Source organism: Brachybacterium alimentarium (genome assembly GCF_002332425.1).
Classification (GTDB): Bacteria; Actinomycetota; Actinomycetes; order Actinomycetales; family Dermabacteraceae; genus Brachybacterium; species Brachybacterium alimentarium.
Genome location: NZ_NRGS01000011.1, coordinates 139,539 through 157,362 on the forward strand (window position 1 = coordinate 139,539; position 17,824 = coordinate 157,362).

17 protein-coding genes are annotated in these 17,824 nt (G+C 71.2%); 6 read left to right on the top strand and 11 right to left on the bottom strand.

What is annotated here, in order from left to right:
• Window positions 1-164 precede the first annotated feature (164 nt).
• The gene (locus tag CIK71_RS08075; protein WP_096164678.1) at window positions 165-1,013 is read left to right on the top strand and encodes an aldo/keto reductase; all 849 of its coding nucleotides are present in this window, start codon (window positions 165-167) and stop codon (window positions 1,011-1,013) included.
• Window positions 1,014-1,079: 66 nt separating this feature from the next.
• On the opposite strand, the gene CIK71_RS08080 is transcribed toward CIK71_RS08075, so the two are convergent.
• The 6 genes from CIK71_RS08080 to CIK71_RS08105 form a co-directional block, all read right to left on the bottom strand.
• Window positions 1,080-1,835, bottom strand: coding sequence for an iron ABC transporter ATP-binding protein (locus CIK71_RS08080; protein WP_096164679.1), 756 nt, complete (start codon window positions 1,833-1,835; stop codon window positions 1,080-1,082).
• Window positions 1,832-2,971 (bottom strand): iron chelate uptake ABC transporter family permease subunit, encoded by a 1,140-nt coding sequence (locus CIK71_RS08085; RefSeq protein WP_096164680.1) that lies wholly within the window; start codon window positions 2,969-2,971, stop codon window positions 1,832-1,834. The genes CIK71_RS08080 and CIK71_RS08085 overlap by 4 nt, the downstream gene beginning before the upstream one ends.
• On the bottom strand, window positions 2,964-3,965 hold the full coding sequence (locus CIK71_RS08090; RefSeq protein WP_096164681.1) for an ABC transporter permease: 1,002 nt from the start codon (window positions 3,963-3,965) through the stop codon (window positions 2,964-2,966). The genes CIK71_RS08085 and CIK71_RS08090 overlap by 8 nt, the downstream gene beginning before the upstream one ends.
• A gap of 118 nt (window positions 3,966-4,083) precedes the next feature.
• Entirely contained in the window at window positions 4,084-5,094 is a 1,011-nt protein-coding gene (locus tag CIK71_RS08095; RefSeq protein WP_096164682.1) for a siderophore ABC transporter substrate-binding protein, read from the bottom strand.
• Between the two features lie 132 nt (window positions 5,095-5,226).
• Complete coding sequence (locus CIK71_RS17865) at window positions 5,227-6,018, bottom strand: phosphatase PAP2 family protein (RefSeq protein WP_199586252.1); 792 nt, start codon at window positions 6,016-6,018, stop codon at window positions 5,227-5,229.
• A 100-nt stretch (window positions 6,019-6,118) separates the two neighbouring features.
• Entirely contained in the window at window positions 6,119-6,538 is a 420-nt protein-coding gene (locus CIK71_RS08105; protein ID WP_096164683.1) for a hypothetical protein, read from the bottom strand.
• 129 nt (window positions 6,539-6,667) lie between these two features.
• Here CIK71_RS08105 and CIK71_RS08110 point away from each other — a divergent pair, with 129 nt between their 5' ends.
• Window positions 6,668-7,531: a DMT family transporter gene (locus CIK71_RS08110; RefSeq protein WP_096164684.1), complete on the top strand. Its 864-nt coding sequence runs from the start codon at window positions 6,668-6,670 to the stop codon at window positions 7,529-7,531.
• Between the two features lie 25 nt (window positions 7,532-7,556).
• Here CIK71_RS08110 and CIK71_RS08115 read toward each other — a convergent pair whose 3' ends face one another.
• Window positions 7,557-8,387 carry a methyltransferase domain-containing protein gene (locus CIK71_RS08115; protein ID WP_096164685.1) on the bottom strand — a complete coding sequence of 277 codons (831 nt, stop codon included), beginning with the start codon at window positions 8,385-8,387 and terminating at the stop codon, window positions 7,557-7,559.
• Between the two features lie 121 nt (window positions 8,388-8,508).
• Window positions 8,509-9,573, bottom strand: a complete 1,065-nt coding sequence (locus CIK71_RS08120) for an FUSC family protein (protein WP_096164686.1) — start codon at window positions 9,571-9,573, stop codon at window positions 8,509-8,511.
• Between the two features lie 247 nt (window positions 9,574-9,820).
• On the opposite strand from CIK71_RS08120, the gene CIK71_RS08125 reads away from it, so the two are divergent.
• From CIK71_RS08125 to CIK71_RS08140, 4 genes are all read left to right on the top strand, one after another.
• Window positions 9,821-11,335, top strand: a complete 1,515-nt coding sequence (locus tag CIK71_RS08125) for a purine-cytosine permease family protein (protein WP_096164687.1) — start codon at window positions 9,821-9,823, stop codon at window positions 11,333-11,335.
• On the top strand, window positions 11,332-11,964 hold the full coding sequence (locus CIK71_RS08130) for a cysteine hydrolase family protein (RefSeq protein ID WP_096164688.1): 633 nt from the start codon (window positions 11,332-11,334) through the stop codon (window positions 11,962-11,964). The genes CIK71_RS08125 and CIK71_RS08130 overlap by 4 nt, the downstream gene beginning before the upstream one ends.
• The gene (locus CIK71_RS08135; RefSeq protein WP_096164689.1) at window positions 11,957-12,511 is read left to right on the top strand and encodes a DUF488 domain-containing protein; all 555 of its coding nucleotides are present in this window, start codon (window positions 11,957-11,959) and stop codon (window positions 12,509-12,511) included. The genes CIK71_RS08130 and CIK71_RS08135 overlap by 8 nt, the downstream gene beginning before the upstream one ends.
• Before the next feature lie 101 nt (window positions 12,512-12,612).
• A complete protein-coding gene (locus CIK71_RS08140) occupies window positions 12,613-13,407 on the top strand; it encodes an SDR family oxidoreductase (protein ID WP_096164690.1) in 795 nt (264 codons plus the stop codon).
• A 248-nt stretch (window positions 13,408-13,655) separates the two neighbouring features.
• On the opposite strand, the gene CIK71_RS08150 is transcribed toward CIK71_RS08140, so the two are convergent.
• The 3 genes from CIK71_RS08150 to CIK71_RS08160 form a co-directional block, all read right to left on the bottom strand.
• Window positions 13,656-14,669, bottom strand: coding sequence for a TerC family protein (locus tag CIK71_RS08150; RefSeq protein ID WP_096164691.1), 1,014 nt, complete (start codon window positions 14,667-14,669; stop codon window positions 13,656-13,658).
• Between the two features lie 202 nt (window positions 14,670-14,871).
• Entirely contained in the window at window positions 14,872-16,443 is a 1,572-nt protein-coding gene (gene hutH, locus CIK71_RS08155) for a histidine ammonia-lyase (protein WP_096164692.1), read from the bottom strand.
• Between the two features lie 14 nt (window positions 16,444-16,457).
• Window positions 16,458-17,822: an amidohydrolase family protein gene (locus tag CIK71_RS08160; protein WP_096164693.1), complete on the bottom strand. Its 1,365-nt coding sequence runs from the start codon at window positions 17,820-17,822 to the stop codon at window positions 16,458-16,460.
• Window positions 17,823-17,824 lie beyond the last annotated feature (2 nt).

A 17,824-nucleotide genomic window follows, 5' to 3' on the forward strand; every position in this document is an offset into this window, starting at 1 on the left:
CCAGGTTATGACACGCCGTCAGATACGTCGATACATCGAACGGTTGATCCTCGCGCTCGGCTGATCCTCGTGCTCAGGGGCCGACGCGCTCGCGGGTCGGCAGCGTCCTGCCGATCGTCGGCCACCCCGTAGCCTGGGCCGAGACCCCGAGGAGAGGAACCCCCATGTCTGCAGGCAAGCCCGCCGTCCCGTCCCTCGAGCTGGCCGGTGGCCACTCGATCCCGCAGCTCGGCTACGGGGTGTTCAAGGTCGAGAACGACGTCGCGGCCGACGTCACGCTCACGGCCCTCGAGGCCGGCTACCGCCACCTCGACACCGCGAAGGTCTACGGCAACGAGGAGGGCGTGGGCCGGGCGATCCGCACCTCCGGGGTTCCTCGCGAGGAGCTGTTCGTGACCACCAAGCTGTGGAACGACGCGCAGGCCTTCGACGACGCGATCGCCGCGTGCGAGGCCTCCCTCGAGCGTCTCGGCCTGGACTACGTGGATCTGTACCTCGTGCACTGGGCCGTGCCCTCGCAGGGTCAGTACGTCGAGGCCTGGAAGGCCCTGATCGAGCTGCAGCAGCGGGGTCTCGTCCGCGCCATCGGCGTCTCGAACTACCCGGCGGAGCAGCTCCAGGAGATCATCGAGACCACGGGCGTCGCTCCCGCGATCCACCAGATCGAGCTGCACCCCTACTTCCAGCAGCGCGAGCTGCGCGAGATCCATGCGCAGCACGGGATCCTCACCGAGGCGTGGGGACCGCTGGGCCAGGGCAAGTCCGACCTGCTGGAGAACCCGGTGGTCACCGGCATCGCCGAGGCGCACGGCGCGAGCCCGGCGCAGGTGGTCCTGGCCTGGCACCTCGCGCACAGCATCGTGACGATCCCGAAGTCGGTCACGCCCTCCCGCATCGTGGAGAACCTCGCGGCCGCTGAGCTCGAGCTCACGGCCGACGAGGTCGCCGCGATCGACGACCTGGACCGGCCCGACGGCCGCGGCGGCGCAGATCCGGCCACCAAGACCTCCTGACCCGGGGCAGGGCGCGAGGCACGTCCCCGCGCCCTGCGCCCTGCGACCCGCGCGCTGCGACCTCCGTCAGAAGTAGACCGCGAGCGGCCCCGTCGGCCCCTCGATGACCTGCACCGGGGTGTCGAACACACGACTGAGCACCGCGCCGTCCATGATCTCGGCGACGGGGCCGGCCTCGACCACTCCGCCGTTCTTCATGGCGACGATGTGGTCCGCGTAGTGGGCCGCGAAGTTGATGTCGTGCAGCACCACCACGATGGTGCGGCCCAGCTCCCGGGCGGCATCGCGCAGGCGACCCATCATCTGCACGCTGTGGCGCATGTCGAGGTTGTTCAGCGGCTCGTCCAGCAGCACGTACTCGGTGTCCTGGGCGAGCACCATGGCCACGTAGGCGCGTTGACGCTGCCCGCCGGAGAGCTCATCGAGATAGCGGCTCTCGAGCTCGTCGAGGTGGAGGAAGTCGATCGCCTCGGAGATCTTCTGCTCGTCCAGCGGGGTCAGGCGCCCCTTGGAGTAGGGGAACCGCCCGAAGCCCACCAGCTGGCGCACGGTGAGGCGGGTGATGAAGTGGTTCTCCTGGCGCAGCACCGAGAGAATCTTCGCGAGGTCCTTCGAGGCCGTCGAGGCGATGTCGTACCCGGCCACCTCGATCGCGCCCTCGTCGATCCCCAGCAGCCGCCCCACCATCGTCAGCAGCGTGGACTTCCCCGCGCCGTTCGGGCCCACCAGGGCGGTCACGCCGCCGGAGGGGATGTCGAGGGTGACCGGCCCGATCTCGACGGTCTCCGAATACTGCTTGCGCACCGCATCGATGCTGATCACAGGCGCCCCTTCCGCATGATGACGACGAGGAACACGGTCCCGCCGACGAGTTCGATGATGATGGAGACGACGCCCTGCGCGTAGAACACGTGGTTCATCACGAAGTAGGCGCCGGCGAGCACGACGAAGCCGATCAGCACGCCCACCGGGAGCAGACGGCGATGGTCGTGGGTGCCCGCGAGCTGGTAGGTCAGCGTCGCGACCAGGAAGCCGAAGAAGGTCATCGGTCCGATCAGCGCGGTCGAGACCGCCATCAGCACCGAGACCAGCACCAGGGTGTAGATGGTCTGGCGGCCGTGGTCCACGCCGACGTTCAGGCACACATCCCGGCCCAGGGAGATCACGTTCAGGGTGCGGGCATTCAGCCAGACCAGCACCCCGGCCACCAGGCACAGCGGGATCGCGTAGGGCAGGTACTCGACGCTCGCATTGGTGACGGAGCCGAACAGGCGAGCCGTGAGCACATCGAACTCGCTCGGGGTGAGCAGGCGCTGCATGAAGCTGGAGACCGACCCCAGGCCACCTCCGAGGATGATGCCGATCAGCAGCATCACCTGCAGGTTCGCGTACTTTCCTCGCAGCAGCCAGCCGTACAGCGCCACGGACAGCGCCACCATCAGCGCCACCTGCAGCAGGAACTGGCCCGTGCCCTGCAGGGCGACCACACCGGCCACCCCGAGGAAGTACACGGCGCCGGTCTGGATCACGGTGTACAACGATTCGAAGCCCATGATCGACGGCGTGATGATGCGGTTGCTGGTGACCGTCTGGAAGGCGATCGTGGCGACGGCCTGGCAGAACGCGGCCACGCCCATCACCACCAGGGAGGTCGCCCGCATCTCGGCGATCAGCCAGAACCCGCGACTGCCCACCGGCATCGGGTTGTCGATCGCGAGCAGGCCCAGCGCGAAGCCCGCGGCGAGCACCAGGAGGGCGCCGAGCACGATCCAGTAGCGCACCTGGGCCGCACGGTCGCGGAACGCGCCCGAGCCGCTGCGGGACCGGTGCGGGACGCCCAGCGGGGCGATGTCCTCCGCGGTGTCCGTGGGGGCGGTGGAGATGTCGAGATGGTCGTCGCCGGTCGGGCCGCCGAGACGGCGGCTCCCGGGAGCGGTGCGCGTGCGGAGATCATCCATGGCGGCGCTGCCTGAGCAGGAGGGCGATGAAGACGATCGCGCCGAGGATCCCGAGGATCAGGGAGACCGGCACTTCGAAGGGCATGATGATCGTGCGGCTGACCAGATCGCACACGGTGACGATGGCGATGCCCAGCAGGCACACCCACGGCAGGTTGCTGCGCAGGTCGTCGCCCCGGACCAGGGAGACGACGTTGGGCACGATGAGGCCCAGGAAGGGCAGATTGCCCACCACCACGGTGACCACGCCGGTGGCGATCGCGACCAGGCCGGTGCCCATCAGCAGCACGCGCTGGTAGTTCACGCCGACGTTGGTGGCGATGTCCTCCCCGAGCCCGGCCACGGTGAGGCGATCCGCCACGAAGAACACGGCGATGCCGACGGCCAGCACGATCCACAGCACCTCGTACTGCCCTCGCAGCACCGAGGTGAACGACCCCGCGAACCACACGCCGAGGTTCTGCAGCGCGTCGAACTGGAGCGCCACGAACGAGGAGACCGCGCCCACGACCGAGCCCAGCATGATGCCGATGATCGGCACGATCAGCGAGCTGCGCAGGGTCACCCGTCGCAGGAACAGGAAGAACACCATCGTGCCCACGAAGGAGAAGACGATCGCGACCACCATGCGGGTCAGCAGATCGGCCCCGGGGCTCACGACCATCACCAGGATCAGGCCCAGGCCCGCCCATTCGGTGGTGCCCGTGGTCGAGGGCTCCACGAAGCGGTTCTGGGTCATCAGCTGCATGATCAGCCCGGACATCGCCATCGCGGCCCCGGCCAGGACCAGCGCGATGGTGCGCGGCACGCGGGTGATCGCGAACATCTCGGCGCCGTCCTCGGCGCCGAAGACGTCGTAGACGCCCGTCAGGAGCGAGGCGACCAGCAGCAGCGCCACGGCGACGATGCCGACGACGAGCTTGCCGTCGAGCAGCCGTTCGCGACCGCGCCGGCGCGCGGGCGGCGCGTCGGCCGTGAGGGAGGCGTGGGACATCAGAGCACCTGACAGGAAGAGAGGAGAGAGAACGGAAGGACGGGGTGAACGCACACCGCGGCGGACGGGGCCCTGTGGGCCTCCGTCCGCCGCGCGGTGCTCACGGGACGAGCATGGCTCAGGCGTTGCCCTCGAAGGCGTCCGCCAGCGTCTCGAAGTACTCGGTGTACGTCTGGATGGACTCGTTGGTGTACGTGTCCGCCGGCATGTAGACGATGTTGCCCTCGGTGATGGCCGTGACCCCCGCCAGCGCCTCGGAGGACTCCAGGACGGTGTCGGCCGGCTCGTACTCCGGATCGTCTGCGGAGATCGCGGCATCACGGTCCATCACCAGGATCCAGTCCGGGTTGGAGTCCGCGATGGCCTCGACGGAGATGTCGTCGCCCTGGTCGTCGTCGCTCGCTCCCTCGACCTCGAGCGCCGGGACGAAGTCGAAGGCATCGAAGGTCCAGCCCAGCGCGCGGCCGGCGCCGGGGGCGATGTAGCCGATCTCGCCGCCGGAGACGTTGACGGCCATGACCGTCGAGGATCCGTCGTAGGCGGCCTGGACGCGCTCCATCGAGGAGTCGAGCGCGGTGCCGAGCTCTTCCGCCTCGGTCTCCTTCTCGAAGACCTGGCCGAGGACCGCCACCTGGCGCTTCAGCTCCTCCGCGAAGGGCTCGTCGTCGCGGGGGTCGAGCTCGAGGATGCTGGCGTCGGGGGCGTACTTCACGAAGTCGTCGTGGTACTGCGAGAAGCGCTGGCCGTTGATGATCAGCGTGGGCTCCGCGGCGACGACGGCCTCGAGGTCGGGCTCGCGGTGGTTGCCGAGGTCGATGATCGACTCGTCGTCCTTGAGGGAGTTGGTCGACGGCATGAGGGCACGGGCTGCGGCGGTCAGGGTGACACCCCAGCTCTCGAGGGTCTCGAAGGTGCGGTTGTCCGTGGCGACGACGGACTTGGGCGGGACCTGGACGCTCTGGGTGCCGTTGTTGTCCTCGATCTCGATCGTGCCGGCGGCGTCGGCGGCGCCCGCGTCGGACGCACCGCCGCTCGCCGCGTCGCTGGAGCCGCCGCAGGCGGCGAGGGCAAGGCCGAGTGCACCGGCGGCGGAGACGGCGCCGAGGTGCCGACGGGTGATCGCAGTCATGGAGAAGACCTCTGCTCATCAGTGGTGGGGGAATCGCTCCACGGTGGAGCTGCCACTGAGGCTAGCCTCACCTCCGAACTTTTCGCCACTGCAGGCTTGCGTTATTGGACTTTCCGCGCTGTGATCGTTCCCTCAGGCAACAATCCGGTCACGGAACCCGTGGTCAGGGACGGTTCTCGTGATAATTCGCGCGAGGAGGAGGCTCAGCGGCGGGATCAGGAGCATCGAAGCCAGGACGTCTGTCGAGTAGTGCATGCCCACGGCCACCCGGGACCAGGCGGTGGCCAGGACGACGAGCGTGGCGAGGGCGATTCCGAGACCGATCCGGAACCGGGTGGTGGCGGCCGGGAGTGCGCACAGGATCGCGAGGCAGAGGGCGGTGGCGAAGGCGGTGTGGCCGCTGGGGTAGCTGAAGGACGTGGGCTCGGCGAGCAGCTGATGGAGCAGCAGATCGCCGTCGGGGCGGGGGCGACGCACCACGAGCTTGACCACTGCGACGAACCCCCAGGGCACGGCGATCATCACAGCCAGGCGCGCTCCGATGAGCAGGCTGCGCCGCACCATGCCCGCAGCCAGCGCGGCGGCCACTGCGAGAGCGACTGCCACGCGCGGCCCGAAGACGAGATCGATGCCGAGAGCGATGCGGGCAGCAGGCCCCGTGAGCGTGCGGTTCGCCGCATCGCTCAGGGCCAGGTCGAGGGAGGCCACGGCGGCCGAGCCGCGAACCAGCAGGCCCAGCAGGGCCACCACCGTGACCAGGCCCAGGATCACCGCCCCGAGCCGGAGCCCGGCCCGAAGAGCGCTGCGGCGTGCGTCGGCGTCGGGTGGCGCGGGGTGGGACGGCACGGTGTCGGGCGGCGTGGGGTGGGGCGGCACGGCGCGAGGGGTGTCCCGGGAAGGCGGGGGCGTCGCAGGAGTGGTCACGCAGACCAGTGTGCCCCGCACCGGTCATCCGTGCGGGGCACCTGATCCACGCCGGCTGACGCCGCCGTCATCAGGCGGCGTCAGTCGCCATCGAGCGGGGTCAGGCGTCGAGCGACTTCTTCGCGCCGCCGGAGAACAGCAGCGCACCGGCGATCGCGAGCAGCCAGGTGTCCTTGGCGATGGCGGTGCCGTCCTGCGTGGGGCGCACGCCGTCGGACTCGGTCATCCCGGGGGTGCGCAGGTACATCGACACCATGGAGCCCGAGAAGGCCGCGAGGCCGAGGCCGGCGACCTTGGTGGGCACGAAGGGCAGCAGCAGCGAGGCCCCCACGGCGATCTCGCCGTAGCTGAGGAACTTCGCGAACTGCTCCGGGGTCAGCTTCGCCAGGGGCGGGACGCCCTGGGCGGCCATGCTCTGCAGGCCGGCGGCCGCCTCGGCGGGCAGGCCGAGCTTGCCGATGCCGGAGTTGAGGATGAAGGCGCCGGGGACGGCGCGGAGGAGGGCGGTGCTGAGCGACATGAGGTTCTCCTGGATCGGGATGCTTTCGTTTTCAACCATAAGGCAGGGCGGCGCGGCTGTCGACCCGTCGCGAGATACTGGCACGATGTTCTTCCCCGCAGCATTCGACCTCTCCGCGCCCGCACCCTGATGAGCACGTTCGCCCTCGCTCTCGTCCTCGTGGCGGCACTCTGCCACGCGGTGTGGAACCTCGCGGCGAAACGGGTGCGCACCGACGGCTACGCCTTCGTGTGGAGCTACGACCTGGGCTCCGTCCTGCTGTGGGCGCCCCTCGCGATCATCTCCCTCGTGCAGTCCGGGATCGGGTTCTCGCCGGCGCTGCTCCTGGCGCCGCTGGTCTCCGGGGTGCTGCACATCGCCTACCAGCTGACCCTGCAGACGGGATACGCCCGCGCCGATCTCGGGGTGGTCTATCCGGTGGCCCGCGGGGTCGGTCCGGTGCTCAGCATGGTGGTCGCGATCCTGGTGCTCGGCGAGCGACCGGGCTGGGCGGCCGCCCTGGGCGCGCTCGTGGTGGTCGGCGGCATCGTGGTGGTGGCGACCGGGCGCTCCGCCGCGGGCCGCCACGGGCTGCGCGCCGGCGTCGCCTGGGGCGCGGCGACAGGGCTCGCCATCGCCGCCTATACGCTGTGGGACAGCTACTCGGTCGCCACCCTCGAGCTGCCGCCCGTCCTCTACTTCGTGACCAGCTGCCTGTGGCAGGTCGTGCTCATGACGCCGACGCTGCTGCGACGCCATCGCGCGAGCCTGCCCCCGGTGCTCCGCCTGCACTGGCGGGAGATCGTGCTGGTCGCGGTCCTGTCGCCGCTGGCGTACATCCTGGTGCTGGAGGCGATGCGCACCGCGCCCGTCTCCCTCGTCGCCCCCGCCCGGGAGTCGAGCATCGTCGTGGGCTCGCTGCTGGCCTGGTGGCTGTTCAAGGAGCCCGATCCGCTGCGACGGATGCTCGGCGCAGCGATCGTGCTCGCGGGGATCGTGCTCATCGCGGTGTGAGGCCGCCGGCGGTCAGCGGGTCCGCTCAGGCCCGGGCGATGACCTCCCCGTGCAGCAGGGCGAACCAGCCATCCTCGTTCGCGGCCCAGCGGCGGAAGTCCTCCGCCATCGCGCCGCGCTCCGCGGCGTCGGCCCAGCCCTCCCGCTCGAGCTGGTCGGCGAACGGGCCTGCGGTGAGCCTGCCGGCGCAGGTCGCCGCCCAGGCCGCACGGGACTCGGGGGTTGCGTGCAGCCACGTCGAGGCACCCGGTTCAACGTCCTCGAAGCCCGCCTCGTGCGCCCAGGCGAGCAGCCGCCGACCGGCGTCGGGCGTGCCGCCGTTGGCTCGGGCGGCACGCAGGTACAGCTCCCGCCAGCGGTCGATCCCCGGCGCCTCGGGGAACCACCGGAACCCCTCGTAGTCGCTGTCGCGCACCGCGACGATCCCACCCGGGCGGGTGACCCTCCGGGCCTCGGCGAGCGCGGCCACCGGGCGCGGCAGATGCTGCAGCACCTGGTGGGCATGGACGACATCGAAGGCGTCGCTCTCGAAGGCCAGATCCTGGGCGTCCCCCACCACGACCTCCACCTCGGCCAGCCCCTGGCGCTGCAGCTCGGCGCGGGTGAACGCCGCCGCCTCCTCCCCCACCTCGAGCGCCGTGACGTTCCGGGGGCCGACGATCCGGGCGAGGCCCGCGGTGATCGTGCCCGCGCCGCTGCCCACGTCGAGCAGCCGCTGCCCGTTTCGAAGCTGCGGGAGCAGGTGCGCGGCGGAGTTCTCGGCCGTGCGGGCGCGATGGCTGTCGAGCACGGCGGCCCCGTAGCCGTGGGTGTACGCGGCGCCGGAGGAGGGGGTGCTGGACGGGGTGGTGGGCATGCGCCGACGCTACGCCCGGCTGCGCGCGCCGAGCAGGAGCGACCGACTGCTGGGAGTCACGGTGCTCGGTGGGCTCCGGACGAGTCAGCGGACTCGGGGCGGATCGGTGAGCTCGGGCGGATCAGGCCGATGCCGAGCGGTTCCGATGCCGGTCCACCAGGGCCGCGGTCACCACGATCACGATGCCGACCACCACGCCGATGGCCGTCTCGAGCACCCGCGCCTCGAGCATCGGCCCGACGGGCTGGGGGTGCGCCAGCTGCACCATGAGCAGCGCGAGGGGAGTGATGAACAGCAGGGCGAAGGCGTAGTTGCGCAGCACGTACATCTCGGCGAGGAACTGCAGCACCACCACCCAGACCACGAACTGCCAGGGCTCGCTGGGGAAGGAGAGCAGGAACGCGGTGGTGACGATGCCCAGCGTGGTGCCGATGACGCGGTGCAGCCCGCGCTCGACCTGGAGCGTGCGGCCAGGAGCCGACAGCAGGGCGATCGCCGCGATCTGCGCCCAGTACGGGAAGGGCAGCCCGGAGGCCAGGCCCAGCATCCCGGCGACCGCCGAGGCGATCGCGAATCGCGAGAACTCGGCGCCCAGCTGTGCACCGGTCCAGCGTTCGGCGCCCGGATCCACGTGTGCAGCCGGATGCCGCTCGCCGGCCCAGTGGCCGAGCAGGCCCAGCCCCACGCACAGCGTCGCCGCACCCGCAGCCACCAGGAACGCCGCCCACACAGGAGCGGCCGGCGGCGCGGACGCCACCGCGGCGACCGCGAAGAGCGGGAAGATCGCCCCGCCCGGCTTCAACCCGCGCGCGAGCACGAGCACGGCGGCCAGTCCCGCGACGACGGAGCTGACCAGCAGCGTGGTCCACGACGCCGCCGTCGGGTCCATCAGCTCGCCCACGCTGGAGAGCGTCGCCCCGAGGGTCACGCACACGGTGAGCATCGCCCCGGCGAGCGCCTGGCGTCGGAACCGCATCCGGGTGGGCTCGTAGCGCGAGTAGATGCCGGTGAACGCGCCGAACCCCACGTACATCGCCCAGGAGACGTGGTCGGTCAGGAGCAGCACGGACATCGGGATCGCGAGTCCCACGGCGATGCGGAACGCCGGGATGTGGTCGACGCGACGGGGTCCGAGGCTCAGCATGCGCTGGGCCGTCCCCTGGATCTGGACGGGCAGTGCGGGCACAGAACTCCTTCCGAACAGCCGCGCAGGGCATACCGCGGGCCGTCCCTGTGCTGGTGGCGGGGTGTCGACGAGGGCGATCGCACGCTTCCTCGGACGGGGAGCGCAGCGACAGCGCTCCCTTCGATGATAGAGCGGGGCCGGGCGCCCCCTCCCCCATCGGTCGCGTCACAAGTGGGAGAATCCGGACAGTCCCTGCTGCATCCCCGTCGTCCGGCCCTCGGGCCGGCCCTGCTCCTGCGGAGTCGACATGACACCCCCTGACCGCTCCACCGCTCCCCTCCCGCCGGCCGCCGTCGGCGGAGCCGGGGTCATCGAGACCACCGGGATCGAGATCATCGCCGAGGCCGAGCGCACCGCCCGGCCACGTGATCTCGTATGGCCCTGGTTCGCCGCGAACGTCTCCGTGTTCGGCATGAGCTACGGCTCCTACCTGCTCGGCTTCGGCATCAGCTTCCTCCAGGCGACGATCGTGGCGGTCGTCGGCATCGTCCTCAGCTTCCTGCTGTGCGGGCTGGTCGCGATCGCCGGCAAGCGCGGCAGCGCGCCGACGATGGTGCTCTCCCGCGCCGCCTTCGGAGTGCACGGGCAGAAGGTGCCGGGCATCGTCTCGTGGCTGACGTCGATCGGCTGGGAGACGTCGCTGGCGATCTCCGCCGTGCTCGCCACGGCCACCGTGTTCGACGTGCTGGGCCTGGCCTCCGGGCAGGCGGTCACCGTGATCGCCGCGATCCTCATCGCCGCGCTGATCGTCACCGCGAGCGTGCTGGGCTATCACACGATCATGAAGCTCCAGTCGGTGCTCACCTGGGCCACCGGCGCCATGACCATCGTGTTCATGATCCTCACGATCCCCCATATCCAGTGGTCCGCCGTGGCGTCGATGCCGCACGGCTCCCCGCAGGCGATGGTCGGCGCGCTGGTGATGGTGATGACCGGCTTCGGGCTGGGCTGGATCAACATCGCCGCGGACTGGTCGCGGTACCAGAAGCGCTCGGCGTCCGACGGATCCATCGTCCTGTGGAACACGATCGGCGGCGCCGCGGCCCCCGTGGTGCTGGTGATCTTCGGGCTGCTGCTGGCCGGCTCCGACGAAGGTCTCGCCGGCGCGATCGAGAACGACCCCATCGGCGCACTGGTGACGATCCTGCCGCTGTGGGCGCTGATCCCCTTCTGGATCGTGGCCGTGCTGACCCTGGTCTCCGGCGCCGTGCTGGGCATCTACTCCTCGGGTCTGACGCTGATCAGCCTGGGGATCCGGATCCCCCGCCCGGCCGCCGCAGCGGTCGACGGGCTGATCCTCACCGCCGGCACGATCTGGGTGGCGTTCTTCGCGACCAGCTTCATCGGGCCGTTCCAGAGCTTCCTCATCACCCTGGGCGTGCCGATCGCCGCGTGGGCCGGGATCCTCATCGCCGACGTGCTCTCGCGCCGCGCGGACTACGACGAGAAGGCCCTGTTCGATCCGGCCGGTCGCTACGGCTCGGTGGACTGGACGTCCGTGCTCACCATGGTGGTCGCCTCGGTGCTCGGCTGGGGCCTGGTCGTGAACTCCTTCGCCGACGCCGCGCCGTGGAACAACTGGCAGGGCTACCTGCTCGAGCCGCTGGGCCTGGGCACCTTCGTCGACGATCCGGCCGGCGCCTACTGGGACGGCAACTGGGCGTACTCCAACCTCGGCGTGCTGCTCGCGCTGGTGCTCGGTTTCGTGGTGACGTTCGTGGCGCGGCGCGAGAAGATCCGCCGCCAGGAGCGTGGCGCATGAGCGCCCCCTGGCTCCTGGTCATCGATCCGCAACGGATCTTCGCCGACCCCGCCTCCGAGTGGTGCTCGCCGTTCTTCCCCGCCGCGATGGAGAACATCGCGCGCTTGGCGGAGTCCGTCGGCCCCGAGCGCACCCTGGTCACCCGCTGGCTGCCCACGGCGGACCGTGCCACCGCCTGGGGCGACTACTTCCGCGCCTGGCCCTTCGCGGACGTCCCCGCGGAGGATTCCCGGTACGAGCTGGTCGAGGCCGCCCGCGGGCTGTCCGCGCATCCGACGATCGACGAGCCGACGTTCGGGAAATGGGGGTCGCAGCTGGCCGAGCGCGTGGGCTGGGTGGAGAATCCCGGCACGCATCTGCTCGTCACCGGGGTGACCACGGACTGCTGCGTGATCTCGACGGTGCTCCCCGCGGCCGACGCCGGGGTACGGCTGAGCGTGGTCACCGATGCCGTCGCCCATTCGGCGGCGGAGAACGGCCCGCCGGCGCTGCACACGATGAGCCTGTTCCCGCCGCAGGTCGACCTGCGCAGCACCGACGAGATCCTGGCCGACCGGAAGCTCTTGCCCGACCATGAGGCCCCGGACGTCCAGACCCCTCGGCAGATGCGAGCCTGGGGACATGGCTGACGCACTGCTCACCGTCGGTCACGGCACGCTGTCGCGCCCGGAGCTCGCCGATCTGCTGCGCGGAGCAGGGATCGAGCAGCTCGTGGACGTGCGCCGCTTCCCCGGCTCCCGGGCGAACGACGCCGCGGCCCGCGGCGTCGTCGAGGAGATCTGCGCGGAAGCCGGCATCTCGTACCGCTGGGACGAGCGCCTGGGTGGACGGCGCCGGCTCACCAAGGACGAGGACGCGCAGTCTCCTGATACCTGGTGGCGCGTGAAGCAGTTCCGCGCCTACGCCGGATGGACCCGCAGCGAGGACTTCCGCGCCGGGATCACCGATCTGCGGGCCGACGTGGCCCGCTCCCGCACCGCGGTGATGTGCTCCGAGGCCGTGTGGTGGCGCTGCCACCGCCGCCTCATCGCCGACGTGATGCTCCTGGAGCACGGGGTCGACGTCGCGGACCTCATGCACACCGGGAAGGAACGCCCCCACGAGCCGAGCGAAGGGGCACGGCTCGACGAGAACGGTCATGTCGTCTGGGACCTGCCCGACCGCGACGAGTCCTGACGGCGGCGAGTCCTGACCGCGCAGGGCTCCAGCGGTCCGCGCCCTGACCGCGCCGGAAAAACCGGTGGCCGCGAAGGCTCCCGGGCCCTACCGTCGGCCCCATGCACTCTCCCACCTCACGCACCACGCCGCCCCTGCCCCGCACCGCTCTGATCACGGGCGTGGGCCGGCGGCGCGGGATCGGCGCCGCGATCGCCCGCGGTCTCGCCGCCGACGGCTATGACCTGGCCCTGAACTACCACGACCCCTACGACCGCCGGGTGCTCGGGGAGAAGGCCGACGTGGACCTGCTGGCCGAGGAGCTGCGGGCCGACGGTCGGCGCGTCGAACTGCTCCCCGGTGACCTCGAGGACCCCGCGGTCCCACCGTCGCTCGTGGCCGCGGCCCGGGAGGAACTGGGCCCGCTGGGCGTGCTCGTGACCTGCCACTGCGAGTCGGTGGACTCCTCGATCCTGGACACCACGGTGGAGAGCTTCGACCGCCACTACGCGGTCAACCTGCGCGCCACCTGGCTGCTGCTGAAGGCCTTCGCCGAGCAGGTCGAGCCGGGCCGCGACACCGCGGGCGGCGCGATGATCGCCCTGACCAGCGATCACACGGTGCACAACCTTCCCTATGGTGCGACCAAGGGGGCGCTGGACCGCCTCGTGCTGGCCGGCACCCACGAGCTCGCCGATCGCGACGTGCGCACCAACGTGATCAACCCCGGGCCGATCGACACCGGATGGATGGACGACGAGATCCGTGCCTCCGGGGCGGCGAGCACCCCGGCCGGGCGCCTCGGCGGCACCGACACCGTCGCGGACCTCGTGCGCTTCCTCGTCTCGCAGCAGGGTGCATGGATCCGCGGGCAGCTGCTCTACTCCAACGGAGGGTTCGCGTCCCCGGCGCTCTGAGGCGGCTCGGTCCGCACCGCGCCGCAGCGCCAGCAGGGCGCGCTCGGGTCCCGTGCGCCGTCCCCCTCCGGCATCGCGCCGCACTCCGGGCACAGCAGACCGATCCAGCACACCGCCTCACCGGCGGGGCCCGGCTGCTCGACGTCCTCGTCCACCGCTGACTCCTCGCGCCGCGTCCTCCGGGCCCGGGCGCTCCTGCTCGGGCCCGTGCTCACGACTGTACGCCGCGCGCCGTGCCCCGGCGGTCCTCAGCGCTCCGCGCCGGAGCCGCCCTCGTCGTCGGCGGCGTCGGCCGTCGTGGAGGTCTTCGAAGCGAACACCAGGGACGCCACGACCGCACCGGCCATGGAGAGCACGATGACGCTCAGCGACAGCCAGATCGGCACCTCGGGGATCTTCTGCAGCACCGAGAAGCCCGGGATGATGTCCAGCGGCGCCTCGTGGATGGCATGGATCAGCAGCTTGATGCCGATGAAGCCGAGGATCGCGGCGATGCCGTAGTGCAGGTAGGCCAGTCGCTCCAGGAGGCCGCCCAGCAGGAAGTACAGCTGGCGCAGTCCCATCAGGGCGAACAGGTTGGCCGTGAACACCAGGAACGGGTTCTGAGTGACCGCGAAGATGGCCGGGATCGAGTCCAGCGCGAACATGACGTCGGTCAGGCCGATGGTGACGAACACCAGCAGCATCGGGGTGAACAGCTTCTTCCCGTCCACGACGGTGCGCAGCTTGTTGCCGTCGTAGCTGTCCGAGACGGGGAACATCCTGCGCACCGTGCGCATGATGAACGAGTCGGAGTCCTCGTCGTCCTCCTCCTGGGTCTGCTTCCAGGCCGTCCACAGCAGGAACAGCCCGAAGAGATAGAAGACGCCGGCGAAGTTGTCGATGATCACCGCACCGGCGAGGATGAACAGTCCGCGGGCGATCAGCGCGATGATGATGCCCACCATCAGCACTTCCTGCTGGTACTTCTTCGGCACGGCGAACTTCGACATGATCACGATGAAGACGAACAGGTTGTCGATGCTCAGCGAGTACTCGAGCAGCCACCCGGTGACGAACTCGGAGGCCGGTTCCATCCCGCCCACGAAGAACAGCACCACCGCGAACACGATGGCCAGGCTGACGTAGAACCCGATCCACCCGGCGCACTCCTTCATCGAGGGCAGGTGGGGCCGCTTGAGGACCATCAGGAGGTCGACGAGAAGGATGGCGACGAGCACGACCAGGGCCGCGATCTCGAATCCGAGGTGGAGCTCTCCCATGTGCAGTCCTTGGGGTGGGGCGGACGTTCTTCCCGAGATGACGGGACGGGCCGACGGGGGCAACCCGCCCCAAGAGTACAAGTGGCGAGCCCGCGCTCACCCGCGGGGCCGTGATCGTCCGCTCACGCCTGTGCAGCGGGGAGACGATCGGCCACCCGCGCCGCGGGCAGCAGATGCCCGCGGCGGGCAGCGCTCTGCGCCCTCAGCGCAGCGTTCCGGTGACCTCCTCGACGGCCGCGAGCACGGCCCCGTCCAGCAGGCGCGCCTCGGCCTCGGCGATGTCGGGGGCCAGGAAGCGATCGGGGCCGGGGCCCTGCACCGTGCGTCGCAGCACCTCGACCGCTGCCGCGCTCGCGGCCGACGGCTCCAGCGGTGCGCGCAGATCGATCGCACGAGACGCGGTGAGCAGCTCGATGGCCAGCACGCGGCGCAGGTTCTCCACGCTCGTGCGCAGCTTGCGGGCGGCATGCCAGCCCATCGACACGTGGTCCTCCTGCATCGCGGAGGACGGGATCGAGTCCACGCTCGCCGGGACGGCGAGCCGCTTCATCTCCGAGACCATCGCCGCCTGGGTGTACTGCGCGATCATGAAGCCCGAGTCCACGCCCGGGTCGTCGGCCAGGAAGGGCGGCAGCCCGTGGGAGCGCGACCTGTCGAGCATGCGATCGGTGCGGCGCTCGGCGATCGAGGCGAGATCCGCGGAGACCACGGCGAGGAAGTCCAGCACATAGGCGACAGGGGCGCCGTGGAAGTTTCCGTTGGAGGTCACGGTGCCGTCCTCGAGCACGACGGGATTGTCGATCGCGCTGGCCAGCTCGCGCTCGGCGACGGTGCGGGCGTGCTCGATGGTGTCGCGCACGCCGCCGGCCACCTGCGGGGCGCAGCGCAGCGAGTAGGCGTCCTGCACGCGGGAGCCCTCGGCGGCGACATCGGCGATGATCGGCGAGCCCTCGAGCAGGGCGAGGATGTTCGCGGCCGACGCCTCCTGGCCCGGGTGGGGGCGCAGCGGCGCGTGCAGCTCGGGGCGGAAGACGGTGTCGCGGCCGCGCAGGCCCTGCACGGTCAGCGCGGTGGTGAGGTCCGCGGTGCGCACCAGCTCGTCGAGATCGGCGATCGCCATCAGCAGCATGCCGAGCATGCCGTCGGTGCCGTTGATCAGCGCCAGGCCCTCCTTCTCCTCGAGCAGCACGGGCTCGATGCCCGCCTCGGCGAGCAGCTCGGGCACGGGGCGCTCTGTGCCGTCGTGGTCACGGGCCCGCCCCTCTCCCATCAGCACGATCGCGCAGTGGGACAGCGGCGCGAGGTCGCCCGAGCAGCCGAGGGAGCCGTACTCGTGGACGATCGGCGTGATCTGCGCGTTCAGCAGCGCGAGCATCGTCTCGACCACCACGGGGCGCACCCCGGTGCGGCCGGAGGCGAGGGTGCGGGCACGCAGCAGCATCAGGGCACGCACCACCTCGGTCTCCACCTCGGGGCCGGCGCCGGCGGCATGGGACCGGATCAAGGACCGCTGCAGGGCATGGCGCATGCTCGGCGCGATCGCGGTGTCGGCGAGGGCGCCGAATCCGGTCGAGACGCCGTAGACGGGAGCGTGCCCCGGGGCGGCCAGTGCATCGATGTGGGCGCGCACCCGGACCACCTCCTCCCGGGCGGCGGCGTCGAGCTGCACCGGGGCCCCGCGGCGGGCGACCGCGAGGACGTCGGCGGCGGAGAGCCCGGAGGTGGACAGGGTGATGGCGGAGCCGTCGGCGGTGCGGGCGGTGGTGCTGGTCATGGGGTGCCTTTCGGTCAGCGGAGGAGGTGGCTCAGGAGCGCGGGACGCTGCGGGACGCCGGCCCGCCACACCTCGTGGGTGAGCGGCATGCCGGGGCGGTAGGCGAGGTGGATGGCCGCGGGGGCGTCGAGCACATGCAGGTCGGCGCGGGCGCCGACGGCGAGGTGGCCGACGTCGCCGCGGCGCAGTGCGAGGGCCCCGCCGCGGGTGGCAGCGTGGATCGCCTCGGCGAGCGAGAGGCGCATCTGCAGGACGGCGGTCGCCACGCAGAAGCTCATCGAGCTGGTGTAGCTGGTGCCGGGGTTGCAGTTCGACGCGATCGCGACGGCCGCTCCCGCATCCAGCAGGTCCCGGGCCGGGGCGAGCGGGGCGCGGGTGGAGAGGTCGCAGGCCGGGAGCACGGTCGCGACCGTCGGCCCGGCATCGACCGCGAGGCGGCCGGGGACGTCCGCGCAGCCGGGCGAGATCACCGTGGAACCGGGCGCGGCAGCCGGGGAGCCGCTGCTCGTGGCGGGGCGGGTGGGCCGGGAGGCGGTCGCGGCGAGGGCCTCGACGTCGGCCGCGGAGAGGTGGTTGACGTGGTCGACGCTCGCGGCGCCCAGCCCGGCGGCGAGGGCGACGCCCCCGGAGCGGCCCAGCTGGTTGCCGTGGACCCGCAGGCCGAGGCCCGCTTCGGCGCCGGCGCGCAGCACCCGCTCGGACTGCTCGGGGTCGAAGGCGCCCTCCTCGCAGAAGACGTCGATCCAGCGCACGTGGGGGGCGACGGCGAAGAGCATCTCCCCGGTCACCAGGGCCACGTAGTCCTCCGCGCCCGGGCGGCCCTCGCGGCCGTCGAACTCGGCGGGCACCAGATGGGCACCGAGGAAGGTCGCCTCATCCAGCTCCCCCTCCCTCACCAGCTCGGACGCGAGCCGGGCGGCGCGCAGCTCGTGCTCCACGGTGAGGCCGTAGCCGGTCTTGGTCTCGAGCGTCGTGGTGCCGCCGGCGACCGCCTCCGCGATCCGGCCGCGCACGAGCGCGCGCAGGCGGTCGTCGGTCGCGGAGCGGGTGGCGGAGGTGGTCACGCCGATGCCGCCCGCCGCATAGGCCTCCCCGGCCATGCGGGCCTCGAACTCCGCGGCCCGGTCCCCGTCGAAGATCAGGTGGGAGTGGGAGTCCACCCAGCCGGGGAGCACGGCGCGACCGCCCAGGTCCACCCGCTGGTCGGTGGGCGGCGTTTCGGCGGCCGGGCCGCTCCAGGCGACGATGCCGTCGTCGATCACCAGGGCCGCGTCATGACGGAGCTGGTCGTCGGTGACCGTGCCCGGGCTGGCAGGGTCGTCGAGCTCGGGGTCGAGCGTCCACAGCTCGCTGATACCGGTCAGCAGGATGCTGGTCATGA

Bases quoted from the DNA above. Each gene is read 5' to 3' on its own strand.
- CIK71_RS08150 (WP_096164691.1), bottom strand. From the start codon at position 14,669: ATGGGAGAGCTCCACCTCGGATTCGAGATCGCGGCCCTGGTCGTGCTC.
- CIK71_RS08130 (WP_096164688.1), top strand. From the start codon at position 11,332: ATGAGCGCCCCCTGGCTCCTGGTCATCGATCCGCAACGGATCTTCGCC.
- CIK71_RS08140 (WP_096164690.1), top strand. From the start codon at position 12,613: ATGCACTCTCCCACCTCACGCACCACGCCGCCCCTGCCCCGCACCGCT.
- CIK71_RS08110 (WP_096164684.1), top strand. From the start codon at position 6,668: ATGAGCACGTTCGCCCTCGCTCTCGTCCTCGTGGCGGCACTCTGCCAC.
- CIK71_RS08105 (WP_096164683.1), bottom strand. From the start codon at position 6,538: ATGTCGCTCAGCACCGCCCTCCTCCGCGCCGTCCCCGGCGCCTTCATC.
- CIK71_RS08075 (WP_096164678.1), top strand. From the start codon at position 165: ATGTCTGCAGGCAAGCCCGCCGTCCCGTCCCTCGAGCTGGCCGGTGGC.
- CIK71_RS08085 (WP_096164680.1), bottom strand. From the start codon at position 2,971: ATGGATGATCTCCGCACGCGCACCGCTCCCGGGAGCCGCCGTCTCGGC.
- hutH (WP_096164692.1), bottom strand. From the start codon at position 16,443: ATGACCAGCACCACCGCCCGCACCGCCGACGGCTCCGCCATCACCCTG.
- CIK71_RS08125 (WP_096164687.1), top strand. From the start codon at position 9,821: ATGACACCCCCTGACCGCTCCACCGCTCCCCTCCCGCCGGCCGCCGTC.
- CIK71_RS08160 (WP_096164693.1), bottom strand. From the start codon at position 17,822: ATGACCAGCATCCTGCTGACCGGTATCAGCGAGCTGTGGACGCTCGAC.
- CIK71_RS08135 (WP_096164689.1), top strand. From the start codon at position 11,957: ATGGCTGACGCACTGCTCACCGTCGGTCACGGCACGCTGTCGCGCCCG.
- CIK71_RS08095 (WP_096164682.1), bottom strand. From the start codon at position 5,094: ATGACTGCGATCACCCGTCGGCACCTCGGCGCCGTCTCCGCCGCCGGT.
- CIK71_RS08115 (WP_096164685.1), bottom strand. From the start codon at position 8,387: ATGCCCACCACCCCGTCCAGCACCCCCTCCTCCGGCGCCGCGTACACC.
- CIK71_RS08090 (WP_096164681.1), bottom strand. From the start codon at position 3,965: ATGTCCCACGCCTCCCTCACGGCCGACGCGCCGCCCGCGCGCCGGCGC.